The sequence below is a fragment of the Streptomyces sp. CB01373 genome (genome assembly GCF_002803075.1).
GTDB lineage: Bacteria > Actinomycetota > Actinomycetes > Streptomycetales > Streptomycetaceae > Streptomyces.
In genome coordinates this window covers 88,063-101,291 of sequence record NZ_NNBK01000003.1, presented here as the reverse complement: position 1 = coordinate 101,291, position 13,229 = coordinate 88,063, and the positions used below count along the sequence as shown (strand labels likewise).

Genomic DNA, 13,229 nt, shown 5'->3' with positions numbered 1-13,229 from the left:
GATTGCGCCGCCCCCTTGCCGTACGCACCCTCTAGCCTTCGTACCGAGAATCTGGGCGGGTGCCACGCCAGCCGCTCCTCCGGCGACGGCCGCCCCGCGAAACGGCCCGAACTGCTGCCCTACGAGGACCTGGCGCAGCCCCCGACAGCGGCCGACGCGGAGCTCTCGTAGCTTCCCACGAACACCCCCGCGGCGCTGGCCTGCACGAATCGCCAGTAGAATCCGTCTACGTGACTTCAGCGCCTGCCAAGCCCCGCATCCCGAACGTCCTCGCCGGACGTTACGCCTCCGCCGAGCTCGCCACGCTCTGGTCGCCCGAGCAGAAGGTCAGGCTGGAACGGCAGCTCTGGCTCGCCGTGCTGCGCGCCCAGAAGGACCTCGGCATCGAGGTGCCGGACGAGGCGATCGCCGACTACGAGCGGGTCCTCGACCAGGTCGACCTGGCCTCGATCGCGGAGCGCGAGAAGGTCACCCGGCACGACGTGAAGGCGCGGATCGAGGAGTTCAACGACCTCGCCGGGCACGAGCACGTGCACAAGGGCATGACCTCCCGCGACCTGACGGAGAACGTCGAGCAGTTGCAGATCCGGCTCTCGCTGGAGCTGATGCGGGACCGCACGGTAGCCGTCCTCGCCCGGCTGGGCAGGCTGGCCGCCGAGTACGGCGAGCTGGTCATGGCCGGCCGCTCGCACAACGTCGCCGCGCAGGCCACCACCCTCGGCAAGCGTTTCGCGACCGCGGCGGACGAGCTGCTGGTGGCCCACGGACGGGTCGAGGAGCTGCTGGGCCGCTACCCGCTGCGCGGTGTGAAGGGCCCGGTGGGCACGGCCCAGGACATGCTGGACCTGCTCGGCGGCGACGCGTCGAAGCTCGCGGAGCTGGAGCGGCGCGTCGCCGGGCACCTCGGCTTCTCGCGGGCGTTCACCTCGGTCGGCCAGGTCTACCCGCGCTCGCTGGACTACGAGGTCGTCACCGCGCTGGTGCAGCTCGCGGCGGCGCCCTCCTCGCTGGCGAAGACGGTTCGGCTGATGGCCGGGCACGAGCTGGTCACCGAGGGCTTCAAGCCGGGCCAGGTCGGCTCCTCCGCGATGCCGCACAAGATGAACACCCGCTCCTGCGAGCGCGTCAACGGCCTGATGGTGATCCTGCGGGGCTATGCCTCGATGACCGGCGAGCTGGCGGGCGACCAGTGGAACGAGGGCGACGTGTCCTGCTCGGTGGTGCGCCGGGTCGCGCTGCCGGACGCGTTCTTCGCGCTGGACGGGCTGCTGGAGACGTTCCTGACGGTGCTCGACGAGTTCGGCGCCTTCCCCGCGGTGATCGCCCGCGAGCTGGACCGCTACCTGCCGTTCCTGGCCACCACCAAGGTGCTGATGGGTGCCGTGCGGGCCGGGGTCGGCCGCGAGGTCGCCCATGAGGCGATCAAGGAGAACGCCGTCGCGACCGCGCTCGCCATGCGCGAGCAGGGCGCCGAGCGCAACGACCTCCTCGACAAGCTGGCCGCCGACGACCGCCTCCCGCTCGACCGTGCCCGGCTGGACGCGCTGATGGCCGACAAGCTGTCCTTCACCGGCGCGGCAGCCGACCAGGTCGGCACGGTCGTGGGCCGGATCGAGGAGATCGTGAAGCAGCACCCGACGGCCGCGGCCTACGCGCCGGGGGCGATCCTCTGACCCGTTTCACCCCGGCGGAGCTCGAGGCCGCCCGCGACCGTCCGGTGCCGGACGTCGTCGCGGACGGCCTGCGGGTGCTGTTCTGCGGCATCAACCGTTCCTATGGACTGAGCGGGAGTGAGTCCTGGGTCCAGGGCTCGTGCTCAGCCGTGTGCCCCGAACGGTTGTGGGCACACTGGTCGCCCGCTTTCGCTCCGCGTCCGGGCGGCACGGATCGTGTCCGTGGTCCGGGAACGCGGGGGCGGGGTCCCTCACGCCCCGGGGTGTCCGGTCGGGCCTGGGCGGTCCGATGCCCCACCGCATCACTCCGGTGCGGTGGGGGCGGTGCCGTCCGACGCCTGATCGCACATCCCAGGGCGCGCCTTCCGATCGCCACGGCGGCAGCGTCGTGCCGCGTGGGCTTACGTGTCTTGCTGGTCAGGGGTTTCTGCCAGTGCTGGGCGCCCCAGCGGCTGGTGTAGGCCGGATCGACGGCAACAATGGTGATGCCGAGCTCGGCGGCCATCGACACCAGCCGTGCGCGGAGCCGGGCGGTGGGCAGGCCGGAGATCAGCTTGCGGAATTGCTTGCGGCGGCCGTGTTTCTCCCGGGTCTTCTCGGCGGTGAAGTCGAGGTCCTCGATCGCGAGGGACAGACCGTGCCGCGCCGACCAGTGCAGCAGACGGATCAAGGCGTGGCGGACCTGTGCATCCCGATGGCTCGCGGTGCCGGTCAGCTGATAGTCGAAGCGGCGGGGCGCGCCGACGGGGTTGCCGTGTGCGTCCAGGCGCCAGGCGGCCAGGTGGTCGGCGTTCATGTCCATCCCCACCAACCCACCCGCGCGGACAGCTGAAAGCGGCACCGTCGTCACCGATGGGTTCTGCCAGGACGCGGTCAGATACCAGCGGTTCCGGTCCGGGTCGTAGTGGATGCGGTAGGCCACCGCGCGGCCTGCTGTGACGCGGTCGGCCCACTGCTCGCCCCGGTGGCGGAAGCGGACCCGGCAAGCGAGTACGTACCGGCCGTGGGGCGCGTTCGCCAGCCCGGCCAGCGCCGCCGGAAGCCGGATACTCACCTCACCCTCCGGCGTGATGCGGATCGTCTCGTTCCCATACGGTTTCCCGGACTCGCCATCGGCCCGCAGGAACCACCGCTCGGCCTGCCACCGCAACCGCCACTGCGCCTCGGTCAGCCCGGCGGCCTCCAGATGATGCCGGCTGTTGAGCAACTTCTTGCCGCCGCGCACCACCCGCACCCGCCCGGCCTCCCAGTCAGCCCGCACCCGCACCAGCCGGTCCTCAAGCACGTGCAGGCGCCGGGACTTGGCGAACCACTCCCGCTCGGAGCCGTAGCCACCCGGCGCCCCCTTGCAGCCGTTCGCGCCGATGGGCTGGGAGAGCCGGCGCCTGATCGTCTCGACACCTGTCTGCAGGCTCTGGATGTGGGCGAGCTGCCCGCGCCGGGCCAGCGCCCACTGATCATGCGTGGCCTTGGTGATACTGCCCGCCCACCGCGACGACGACTCCCCGGACAACGCCCGCTTCCGCCGCGCCCACTGCTCACCGTCATGGCCCAGCCCCGCCGCGCAGCGCACCCTCAGATCGCGAGAGGCCAGCGAGCCGAGCAGATCGCCGACCTGGCGCAGCACCGCCTCGTCCTGCCCGGTCAGACCCTTGAGACCGGCGCGGATGGCCACCCCGGACGGGCCGGGCACCACGAACGACGCCGCCACCTCACGCAGCCCACCCACACCCTCACCCCCGCCCGAAACCGCAACCGTCACCGCACCCAACGAGCAGCCCCGGCCAAAGGTCACGCATTCGAAACCAGAACACCCGGTCACCGCCCCCGGCCACGCGCCTTCACCCACGCCACGCTCACTCATACACACCAGAACACGTCCAACCGCCGCCAAATGGCAGCAGGTCAAACCCCGGTCTGATGACGGCCGCGACCGGCCACCACTTCGCCCGGCCCGGCAACCGGTTCTGGCCGGTGCTGCTTCTCTGCACTTCACTCGGTCGAGTGACGACCTAGTGGCTCGTCACGCAGCCTTGGCCGGGTAATAGGTCCAGGTACGGATCGGTGAGTCGGGTGCGAAGTTCGTCTTCGGTTCGGCGCGGGCGTTGTGCCAGCGGACGTAGGCGGCGATGGCGGCGTTCTGTTCGTCGTGGCTGCGGTGGTCGGTGCCGTTGAGTGCGAAGTAGCGCAGGGCCGCGAACTCGGCTTCGATCCAGTTCAGCCAGGAGCCGTAGGTCGGCAGGAAGACCAACTCGACCTGGTGGTCGTCCGCCCATGCGCGGACCTTGGCGTGCTTGTGCGGGGAGAAGTTGTCCAGCACCACATACAGCTTCTGCCCAGGCCAGCGGGTACGCAGGACCTTGAGGAGGTCGAGGAACTCGCGCCAGCGTTTGCGCCGACGAATGCGGTAGTAGAGCCTGCCGGTGGCCAGTCGAGGGCGGCGAGCATGTGCATCACGCCGTGGTGGCGGTTGTAGGTGGCCCGCAGCCGCTTCGGACGCCTCACCGGTCCCCATGCCTTGCCCTTGCGGGGCATCAGGTTCAGCGGCCCGAACTCGTCGACGCATATCACCCGCCCGTCGGCGGGCGGGGTGTCGTAGAGGGCCAGGATGCGGTGCATCTTGGCGATGAACTGCGGGTCGGTGGACGCCTTCCACGTGGTGGTGGTCTTCCAGGAAACCTTGCCGGCGGCCAGGATCCGGCGCAGCGTCTCCCGGCTGATGACCGCCACCACCTTCTGCTTGGCCAGGTGCTCGGCGAGCTTGCTCAGGCTCCAGGTGGAAAACGCGGTGATCTTCCAGTCGGCGGGGGACGTCCGGGCGATCAGGCAGATGTGCTCGCGCACCTCGTCACTGATCGTCTTGGGGCGTCCCCCGCTCCATTTTGGGTCCAGTGCGTCGAACCCCCGCTCGTTGAAGGCGTGGATGACATCGCGGACGTAGTCCTCGCCGACCTGCATCAGCGAGGTGATGTCCTTGACTGTTTGACCCTGGGCGGACATCAGCACCACGATCGCCCGCCGCAGCCTCACCGGGTCCTTCGCAGTACGGCTGATCCGCTGCAGCCGGCGGCCTTCCTCCATGCTGACCGGCCGGACGAACACACTCGGTCGACGTCCCACGACCACCTCCAAGATCAAGTCCTGGAGACAGTCTGCTGGTCGGCGGGAGCAGGGTCGATTACCCGGCCAAGGATGCGTGACGAGCCACTAGCTCCCGAACGGGTCTGGCCCTTCCCAGTTGCGCTGCTCGCCCTGGTTCCAGGTCCCCGGAGACGGGTTGCTGGCTGCGCGGTGATCAAGCCTGCGCTGGAGCACGGCGTCTGCCTTCGCTGCCTGCATGGAGGATTCGATCACGAACAGGCGAGCGAACTGGTAGTCCTCGTCGCTGAGCAACTTATGTCCCTCTTCGACAATGAAGCTGGCGCCACCGCCCCCGTAGCGGACGATTTACGGAGCGAGCACCCCAAACTTCGCATAACGGGTGTAGTCGATGCCGAGTGCAGTCACACGCATTGCCCGTTGGATTTGCTTCGTCGCCGTCGTGAGGCTCGACAACTGCTTCGATATGTCCCTGACATAGCCCACGAGACCACCGAGGTTGAGCTTTCTCGCTTCCCTATCCCCACGAATCCGTGAGCTTTCGTCGCGGTAGTCTCTGAGATCACCGAACCGGAACGGCGGCCTGTGGGCCGACCGGCGCGTTTCTGTGTAGTGCTCGATGAGTTCCGTGAATGCGATGGAGAGAGCTGCCATCGCCTGCGGGAGGTCCCCCTTGTCCGCGCAGGTCTGGGCATATTGCAGGAAGTTCACAGTCTGTTGCCGCGTCACGAGGTCGATCATGTCGATCTGCGTGAACGTACCCCCGAAGACCAGTGGAGTGGCGTCGGTGAAGAAGGTCAGCACGTCTGCTCGCACCTGGTCAATATCCGTCGGAGACGGGACGGCGCCGTGGTGCTTGAGGTTGACCCGAAGCTTATTCATCCGCTCCATGGCCTTCTTGCTCGGCAGTTGGGTGTTGGGCGGCAGGCCAGCTGCGAGCTTGTCCCAGTACTGGGAGAAGTTGATTTGGGTTGGAAGACCGACCTGTAGATGCTCACCCGCAAGGACGAGGAACAGCTCAACGGCATCGTGGAAGGACAGCACGGAGGTCGCGGCGAGAGGTTGAGGCTGCCGGGACTGCGCCACGCCCTGTTCGTGCAGAAAACGAATGAAGGCTAGTCGCTGGACGGCAGCGGGTTGATCGGGATACTCATCAGGACTCCGGAGGGCGTGCGTGGGGCAAGCCTAGGTTGAGGGGACTGCGGCGGGACAGCCAGCGGGCCTCGTCGCGCTTGGCGCGAAGGAAAGTCAGCGTCAAGTCGATGCCGTCGATCTCACCAAGCCACTGCTCGGCCGCCGCCCGCTTCCGCCTGGCCTGTAGATCTTCCTCCAGTTCGTCCAAGCGCGCGAGCATTTTTGGGTTGATCTGGAGCATCGGGCAGCGGATGCAGGCGTGTTCGTGCTGGCAAGGCGTTCCGTAGGGTCGTGCGCAGCTGCCGAGTTCGACCTTGCGCTTATTGAAGTGCTCTTCAAACTCGGTCCATTCCTGCTCTGTCGTGTTGCGGTACTCTCCTTCGGGCCGAATTTCACGGCACTGATGGAGAAACTTCTGGTAATGACGAATGACGTCCTCATCGAATACCGCCACGTAGCCACGGGTGGTCTGGACGTCAAGATGACCCATGAGAGCGGCGCCGATGTGGATCGGCAGGCCGCTGTTGACCAGCTCGGTGGCGAAGATCCTTCGGAAGTCGTGCGGGGTAAACTTCAGCCTGCGGAACTCCCGGTGGCTTTCGGCCAGTTGCTCGCAGATCCGGCCGAGCATGACCTGGATGGTCGCGGTGCTGAGCACCATGGGGGTAGTGCCGTTCTGCCGCTGGAAGAGGAACGGCATCGGGGGGCTTCACACCTTGTCGTGGTAGTCGAACCGGCTGACGAGCGGGATCGGACGGCCGGTGCGATTGTGACGGCGGACGATCGAGGCAATCACGTGGAAGAGTTCGGCCGACATCGGGATGACGCGCTCGCGGTCGGTCTTCGACGGTGCGATCACCAGCAGCGCGATGACCTCGCCGTTCGCCCGCTGGTATTGGCGGATGCTGAGGTGGGTCAGTTCACAGAGCTCCTCGCTGCGCACGCCGGAGTGCCGCAGGGTCTCGACGGCCGCCCATTCCCAGAAGGCGCCCTCTTCCTCGGTGCCGATGTGAACGATCCGGCCGCTGTCGACTTCCTGGACGCGGGTGGGGACGGCGTCGCCGTGGCGAAGGAGCTTGCGGTCGGCTTCGGTGAGGACTCGCCGGTACTCAGTGCCCTCGTGGGTGAATACCTCGCCTTCGGCGGTCTTATCGGCCTGCTCTAGGAGGAGGCGGGCGCGGTCATAGCGGGTTTCGACGTGGTTGGCCAGCAGAGGAAGGAGGGGCTGGCGCTGGCGGGTACGCTCGGCGGAGCGTTCGTTATGCGCCGGCGGCGCACCCCGAGCCCGCGTAGTTCGCTGGGCGGAACCGGACACGGCGCGACCCATACCGCCCAGCGCTCCGGCTCGTCGGCGGCCCAGGTGTGCAGGTCGTAGTAGAAGGAACGGAGCGCGATGACGATGCTGTCCTGGCCGACGCGGGGCTTGCCGTCATCCTTGACGGTGATCGTCTGGCGCCAGGTCGCGTAGTCCTCCGGCGAGATGCGCAGGGCCTTCTGGTCCGGGTTGATCTTCTCGATGTTCTTCCAGAAGTGGCGGGTGAGCTTACAGGCGAGTTCCTTCAAGGTGGAGTAGTCGGTGTCGGCCTTGCGACGGGTGAGGTAGTCGATGAGCAAACCGCGAACGGCCTGATTGGTGACCTCGTACTGGTCGACGAGTTCCTCGACACTGAGCTGTCCGCGCAGCAGGGCTGCCCGCATGCTTTCCGGTGTGGACGGCGGGAAGTGCCCCATGGCATGCAGGACGTTCCAGACGCCACGGCCGATCAACCGGTTGGACACCTGGCTCCCGGGTTGCAGGGTGCAACGCGCCTTCCGATTCTCGTGGGTGAAGTGCAGCAACGCGGCGGGAGTGACATCGCTCAGGGCGACGCCCTGGACGGTCATCGGCATGCACAACTCGTTGATCGCGTCGCGGCGGTGCACCTGGCGGAACTGGTGGGCGCGTACCTCCGCCGCATACTTGTCCAGGAGCGGGTCTCCCTGGGCGGCGATAAACGTCACCCCGTAGTTGGGCAGAGGGTTGCGCCGGAAGGCGAGCGGCGTCGGCTGGATAACGCGCAGGCAGTACAGAGCCCGGATTCCGGGGATGACGCTGGTGCCCGTTGTCCGACGCGATCCCACCTCATCGGCGGTGATCTGGCCCTGGCCGAGCGGACTGGCGTCCCATCTCGCCTGCCAGGTCTCCCCTGGGAAGGTGAGGAGGTATTCAAGGCATGCGCGGGTTGAGTTCTTCCAGTTCAGGCGGGTTGCGCGCTGTGTGTCGGGCCAGATCGAGGAGGAGCCGGCCACCTGAGACAGGAGGGAGACGGACGCGGTGGCGAACTCATCGTGCGGTCTCGGTGGGGTGGCGGTAACGGCGGTCTCGGGCTCGATCGGACCGCCGACGAAGCGGCTGGGGAACTGGAGCCCCTCGGCGACAGGGCCATGGCGGCGGCTTTGACCGGTGGTGCGAAGCTGGGTCTCAGGCACCGAACACCGCCGCGATGTCGTCGGCGTCGTAGCCGGAGGGGTAACTGCGTTCAATACGTGGGGTGTTGTAGTGCTCGATGAGCTTGTCGTAGATCTCCTTGATGCGGACCGCAAGATAGCGGCTGGTGGTCTGGATGTTGGTGTGACGCAGGACGGCCTGCACCTCCGGCAGAGTCAGCTTGCCGCCGTTCGCCATCCGGCTCGCCGCCGTGTGTCGCAGGTCGTGCAGGGTCCAGTTTGTGCCCAGCGCCTCGTTGGCCCGCTGGATGACGCGGCGCATCGCCCAGTAGGACATCGGCTGGTCCGCGCCGCGTCGGGTCCGCCACAGCGGCTCGTCCGCTGACGGGGTGCCGATCTCGTCCAGGCGGCAGGCCAGGCGCAGGAACGCCTGCGGCGAGGCCGGGACAGCCTGCCTCTCCCGCGTGCCCTTGGAGATCACGTAGATCTTCTGGCCCGCCCAGTCGACATCCCCGATACCGATGCCCAGGAGTTCCTCGGCGCGGGCACCGCTGGAGACGTAGAACTCCAGCAGAGCGCGGTCACGCTCGCAGCCCATCCGCTCGAACAGTTCGTCCCACAGACAATCCGGGATCGACCGCGGCGGACGGTCAGGGACCTTCTGCCGCAGCCGGGCCCGGCCCAGCACCGGCTTGGGCTCCAGCGGGCTGCGGTGAGCCAGGGCCCGGCGCCGCTGCGGGGAGACCGGCACCAGGTTGGCGACCGGACCCTCGCCCTGGTGGGCGTGGAACTCGTAGAAGCCGCTGACCACCGACAGTGCATGGTTGATCGTCTGCGGCGCATACCCGGCCCGCAGTACCGGCTTGCCCGTGCGCAGGTTCACCGAGCCCGGCGCCGGGCCGCCGACGGTCTTCCGCTGGCGCTGCGAGTTCGACGCCGTCCGCAGCCACCCGGCCAACACTGCCGTCTCCGCTTCGGTCGCCTTCTCCCAGGCCACCCCGAGCAGCCACAGCACCCTTCTCTGCACCAAGTCAAGTGGCGTGCTCGTCGGGCCTCGACTGGTTCCTGGGTGAAAGCCAATCGTCTGTGTCGCGGTGACGGCCGAGTCCGACTGCGGAGAACTCGTCGACGTGATTGCCCTTGGCAGCGCCGAGTTGCCGCAGCGCCTGAGAGATTGGAGTGCCACTCGTCGGCGACGGCTCCCCTTCGGCCAGGAACAATGGACCAAGGACTGTCTTCCCGGCGTCCCAGACCTGCGCGGTCTGAGTCCCTGCCCCGCCGAAGTACTCGGCCTCGACGTAGGCCACCGGTCCCGTCTCCGAGCACGCGCGCAGCAGACGATCAAAACCTGCTGGCGCCTTCCCGTCGAGTTCGGGTGCTCCGGCGGCCGCGACCATGTCGAACAGTGCGTCGGTCATCGGCAGGAGCCAGAGGTGTTGACCGAGAGGAACGATGCACGCCTCTGTGACGGAGCCAGCCAGCTCGCGGAGCACGGATTCGGTGGCGATGACCGCCTGCAGGCAATACATCCGCTCATTCTCGCCTGGCCGCTGATCGCTGTGCGATTCCGGGTATGCCGAGGTCGACCGGTGCGACCCTGGCGAGTCGACGGGTCTGGTCCCGCTTCTGGCGCAGGAAGGACAAGGTGAGGTCGATTCCTTCGAGCTCACCGAGCCACCCCTCTGCTTCGGCTCGGGCCCGGCGGGTTAGAAGGTCGACTTCGATCTCGTCGAGGCGGGGCAGCATCTTCGGGTTAATGTTGATCATGGGGCATCTCAGACAGGCGTGCTCATGCTGGCAAGGTGTCGAGTAAGGGCGGGCGCATCCCCCCAACTCGACTTTGCGCTGGTCGAAGTGCTCCTCGGAGCCTTGCCATTCTGATTCGGTGACCGGCCGGTACTCGTCGGTTGGCCTGGCTTGGCGGCGCCGGTCGAGAAATCCCTGGTAGTGCCGGACGACGTCCTCGTTGAACACGGCAACATAGCCCCGAGTCGTCTGGAGATTCAAATGTCCGAGTAGGGCTGCTCCGATGTGGATCGGCAGCCCGCTGTTGACCAGTTCCGTGGCCAGGAGCCTACGGAAATCGTGCGGCGTGAAGCTGGTGGCAAGGAAGCCGGGGTGCCGTTCGGCGAGTTCGACGCAGTGACGCTTCAGCATGTTCACCACGGTGGTGTCCGACATGAGCTCGTACTTGGTCCCGATCTTGCGTTGGAACAGGAACGGCATGGGCGGGCTGCTCTGCCGTTCCTTCGGGTCGTAGCGGGGCAGCAGCGGGATGGTCTGGCCGCCGGCAGTGTGGCGGCGGACGATCGCCGCGACGACGGCGAACAGCTCGGCGGACATCGGGACGACGCGTTCCCTGTCGCTCTTCGACGGGGCGACCACGAGCAAGGCGATGACTTCGCCGTCGGGGCGCTAGTACTGCCGGATGCTGAGATGGGTGAGTTCCAGGGCTTCCTCTATGCGCACGCCTGAGTGCCGCAGGACCTCAACGATTGCCCACTCACAGAAGGCGGCGTCTTCGGCGTGAGTGACGTTGATGTGCTTGCCGCGCTCCAGGTCGCGGACGCGTACGTTCGCCGGCCCTCCGAGCCGGACGCGGCGTTCATCCACCCGGCTCCACAGGCGCCGCTAGCTGCGGCCTTCCAGGGGGATGGTCTGTCCGCCGGTTGCGTCTGCGGCCTGAGCGAGGAGGTCACGGAGGTGGCCGTACCGGTTCTCCAGGTGTTCCAGGAGGGTGTTCAACAGTGGCTGCCGTTGCCGGGTGCGGTCGTCCATGCGTTCCTTGACGCGTCGTTTGCGGATCCCGTAGCCGCGGACCTCGGCGTCAGAGACCGGGCAGGGCGCCACCCAGATCGCCCACTGCTCGGGTTCCGCCGCGGCCCACGCCTGGAGATCTGCGTAGAAGGCGCGGACTGCCCGAAGGATGGGGTCGAAGTCGCGCTGTCCGTTGCCGTCGATGCGGACCGTGACCCGTTCGCGCCACCGTTGGTAGAGCTCGCCGTCGATGCGCAGGTCGGACTGCTTGGGGGCGAGTTGTTCGATGGTCGCCCAGAAGTTGCTGGCCAGGTGACGGGACAGGTTGTCCAGCGTCGAGTAGTCCAGCTCGGGTTTGCGTCGTTCCAGGTAGGCGATGAGCAGGTGCCGTACCCCGGTATCGCGGATCTTGTAGCGGTCGACCAGCTCTTCGACCGTCAATCGCCCGGTGAGTAGGGCGGCCTTCAGCGTCGCCAGCCCGTGGGAGGGGAAGTGGCCCATCGTGTGAAGTACTTGCCAGGCCAGGTGCCCGGGGAACCGGCTGCCGGCTCCGCGTGCTCCCAGGACCAGTCCTTGACGGCGGCACTCCCACGCGTAGTGCAGGAAGGCCGCAGGGGTCAGGTCGGCCAGGGCGATGCCCTGCGTGGTGAGGGCGACTGTGACGTCGAACAGCGCGGTCCCGTGGTGAATCGGGTTCACCGGCGTGGCCTGCACCTCGGCCCAGAACTTCTTCAGCAGTGGGTCGTTTTGGGCGGTGAGGAAGCGCTGCCCGTAGTAGGGGAAGGTGTTCGACCGGAATGCCTCCAGCGAGGGCTGGATGATCCGCAGACACATCGGGCAGGCAGCACCGGTGCCGATCTGGCTCCTATCCCGGGGCGCTGATCGCAGGAGAGACACGGGGTTCCCGCCCTGGTTGAACCCGCTGGCCTCCCACCGCTCCTGCCAGGTCTCGCCCGGGAACTGGCTCAAGTGGTGCAGAAGGTCCCGGGCGCCGCGGCTCCGGTTCCATCGGTTGTCGGCTGACCTCATTGGCCATGTTGTGCGTACCGCCTGCGCGATCTCCTCGATGGAGGCCCTCGCCAGATCACCCTGGGGGCGCGGCGGGACTGCGGGGGCTGGAGCGGGGGCGGCGTTCACGCTGACGAAGCGGCTGATGCCCTTCCGGCTCGGCTGGGTCAGGGCCGCGAGTTCAGCCACCGAACACCGCCTTGATGTCCTCCGGGTCATACCCGGCGGCGAAGCTGCGCTGGGGACGCGGTTTGGTGTAGTGCTCCTGGAGCTTGTCGTGCAGGTCCTTCACGCGGGCCGTGAGGTAGCGCCCGGTGGTGTCGAGGTGAGCGTGCCGCAAGATCGTCTGCACCTCGGCGAGCGTGAGCCGTTCGTCTCCGGCCATCCTGACCGCTGCCGTGTGGCGAGTGTCGTGCAAGGACCAGTTGGTTCCGAGCTTGTCGTTGGCCCGCTGGAGAACGCGTCGCATCGCTCAATACGTCAACGGTCTCGGATCCCCGCGGCGGGTGCGCCACACGGGTTGGCCCGGGTCCGGCAACCCGTCGGTGGCCAGGTAGCTGCCCAGATAGCGGAAGGCGTCCGGGGATGCTGGCACAGGCTGCCGGATCCGGGTGCCCTTGCTGATCACGTATATCAGCTGGCCAGACCAGTCAATGTCGTCCAGACCGACGCCCAGCAACTCACTCGCCCTGGCCCCGGAGGAGACGTAGAACTCCAGCAGCGCCCGGTCACGGTCGCAGCCCATCCCGGCGAACAGTTCGTCCCACAGGTGGTCGGGGATGGACCGCGGGGCCTGCGCTGGCACCTTCTGCCGCAGTCGGCCCCGCCGGAACACCGGCGTCGACTCCAACGGCGAGCGGTGCGCGAGAACCTGACGACGCCCACGCGAGGCCGGCACCGGATTGACCACCGGACCGGCGCCGAACCGCGCATGGAACGCATAGAAGCCGCTGACCACACTGAGGTTGTGGTTGATCGTGCTCGGCGCGTACCCCTCCCGAAGCGATGGCTTGCCGGTCTTCAGATTCACCGACCCCGGAGGGGGAGACGCGCCGTTCCGCTTGCGGAGCCGCTGCGGGTTGCGCACTTCCCGCAGCCAGCCGACCAGCGCCGCGACCTCGGCCTCAGTGG

16 protein-coding genes and 3 pseudogenes are annotated in these 13,229 nt (G+C 67.5%); 4 read left to right on the top strand and 15 right to left on the bottom strand.

Annotated features, from left to right (window positions below; all coding sequences use genetic code 11):
- The first annotated feature begins 230 nt into the window (after positions 1–230).
- A complete protein-coding gene (gene purB / locus CG719_RS05195) occupies positions 231–1,673 on the top strand; it encodes an adenylosuccinate lyase (protein ID WP_100567297.1) in 1,443 nt (480 codons plus the stop codon).
- Positions 1,670–1,768 (top strand): annotated as a pseudogene (locus CG719_RS36205) (mismatch-specific DNA-glycosylase); the annotation flags it as partial. The gene purB and the pseudogene CG719_RS36205, both read left to right, overlap by 4 nt.
- 5 nt (positions 1,769–1,773) lie before the next feature.
- Here the strand turns inward: CG719_RS36205 and CG719_RS05185 are convergent.
- Entirely contained in the window at positions 1,774–3,402 is a 1,629-nt protein-coding gene (locus CG719_RS05185) for a transposase (RefSeq protein WP_100567296.1), read from the bottom strand.
- A 191-nt stretch (positions 3,403–3,593) separates the two neighbouring features.
- Here CG719_RS05185 and CG719_RS36200 point away from each other — a divergent pair.
- Positions 3,594–3,659: pseudogene (locus CG719_RS36200) on the top strand (mismatch-specific DNA-glycosylase); the annotation flags it as partial.
- 37 nt (positions 3,660–3,696) lie between these two features.
- Here the strand turns inward: CG719_RS36200 and CG719_RS36195 are convergent.
- The 6 genes and pseudogenes from CG719_RS36195 to CG719_RS36180 form a co-directional block, all read right to left on the bottom strand.
- Positions 3,697–4,188 (bottom strand): transposase, encoded by a 492-nt coding sequence (locus tag CG719_RS36195; RefSeq protein WP_234375432.1) that lies wholly within the window; start codon positions 4,186–4,188, stop codon positions 3,697–3,699.
- A pseudogene (locus CG719_RS36190) lies at positions 4,116–4,754 on the bottom strand (IS630 family transposase); the annotation flags it as partial. The pseudogene CG719_RS36190 and the gene CG719_RS36195, both read right to left, overlap by 73 nt.
- A gap of 126 nt (positions 4,755–4,880) precedes the next feature.
- A complete protein-coding gene (locus tag CG719_RS05170; protein ID WP_100567295.1) occupies positions 4,881–5,066 on the bottom strand; it encodes a hypothetical protein in 186 nt (61 codons plus the stop codon).
- Positions 5,067–5,120: 54 nt separating this feature from the next.
- Entirely contained in the window at positions 5,121–5,858 is a 738-nt protein-coding gene (locus CG719_RS05165; RefSeq protein ID WP_100567294.1) for a hypothetical protein, read from the bottom strand.
- 67 nt (positions 5,859–5,925) lie between these two features.
- Positions 5,926–6,606 carry a site-specific integrase gene (locus CG719_RS36185; protein WP_234375431.1) on the bottom strand — a complete coding sequence of 227 codons (681 nt, stop codon included), beginning with the start codon at positions 6,604–6,606 and terminating at the stop codon, positions 5,926–5,928.
- 9 nt (positions 6,607–6,615) lie between these two features.
- Positions 6,616–6,849 carry a hypothetical protein gene (locus tag CG719_RS36180; RefSeq protein WP_234375430.1) on the bottom strand — a complete coding sequence of 78 codons (234 nt, stop codon included), beginning with the start codon at positions 6,847–6,849 and terminating at the stop codon, positions 6,616–6,618.
- A gap of 66 nt (positions 6,850–6,915) precedes the next feature.
- On the opposite strand from CG719_RS36180, the gene CG719_RS36175 reads away from it, so the two are divergent.
- Positions 6,916–7,071 carry a hypothetical protein gene (locus CG719_RS36175; RefSeq protein WP_234375429.1) on the top strand — a complete coding sequence of 52 codons (156 nt, stop codon included), beginning with the start codon at positions 6,916–6,918 and terminating at the stop codon, positions 7,069–7,071.
- On the opposite strand, the gene CG719_RS36170 is transcribed toward CG719_RS36175, so the two are convergent.
- The 8 genes from CG719_RS36170 to CG719_RS37300 form a co-directional block, all read right to left on the bottom strand.
- Positions 7,068–8,375: a hypothetical protein gene (locus CG719_RS36170; RefSeq protein ID WP_234375428.1), complete on the bottom strand. Its 1,308-nt coding sequence runs from the start codon at positions 8,373–8,375 to the stop codon at positions 7,068–7,070. The genes CG719_RS36175 and CG719_RS36170 overlap by 4 nt on opposite strands.
- The gene (locus CG719_RS05155; RefSeq protein WP_442802713.1) at positions 8,368–9,360 is read right to left on the bottom strand and encodes a tyrosine-type recombinase/integrase; all 993 of its coding nucleotides are present in this window, start codon (positions 9,358–9,360) and stop codon (positions 8,368–8,370) included. The genes CG719_RS36170 and CG719_RS05155 overlap by 8 nt, the downstream gene beginning before the upstream one ends.
- Before the next feature lie 4 nt (positions 9,361–9,364).
- Positions 9,365–9,862 carry a hypothetical protein gene (locus CG719_RS05150; protein ID WP_100567293.1) on the bottom strand — a complete coding sequence of 166 codons (498 nt, stop codon included), beginning with the start codon at positions 9,860–9,862 and terminating at the stop codon, positions 9,365–9,367.
- A gap of 4 nt (positions 9,863–9,866) precedes the next feature.
- A complete protein-coding gene (locus CG719_RS36165; protein WP_267895333.1) occupies positions 9,867–10,718 on the bottom strand; it encodes a tyrosine-type recombinase/integrase in 852 nt (283 codons plus the stop codon).
- A gap of 30 nt (positions 10,719–10,748) precedes the next feature.
- On the bottom strand, positions 10,749–10,946 hold the full coding sequence (locus tag CG719_RS36160) for a hypothetical protein (RefSeq protein WP_234375425.1): 198 nt from the start codon (positions 10,944–10,946) through the stop codon (positions 10,749–10,751).
- 18 nt (positions 10,947–10,964) lie between these two features.
- On the bottom strand, positions 10,965–11,924 hold the full coding sequence (locus CG719_RS36155; protein ID WP_234375424.1) for a hypothetical protein: 960 nt from the start codon (positions 11,922–11,924) through the stop codon (positions 10,965–10,967).
- A gap of 355 nt (positions 11,925–12,279) precedes the next feature.
- Positions 12,280–12,567 carry a tyrosine-type recombinase/integrase gene (locus CG719_RS37305; protein ID WP_324838188.1) on the bottom strand — a complete coding sequence of 96 codons (288 nt, stop codon included), beginning with the start codon at positions 12,565–12,567 and terminating at the stop codon, positions 12,280–12,282.
- A gap of 3 nt (positions 12,568–12,570) precedes the next feature.
- Entirely contained in the window at positions 12,571–13,128 is a 558-nt protein-coding gene (locus CG719_RS37300) for a tyrosine-type recombinase/integrase (protein ID WP_324838187.1), read from the bottom strand.
- Positions 13,129–13,229: the final 101 nt, after the last annotated feature.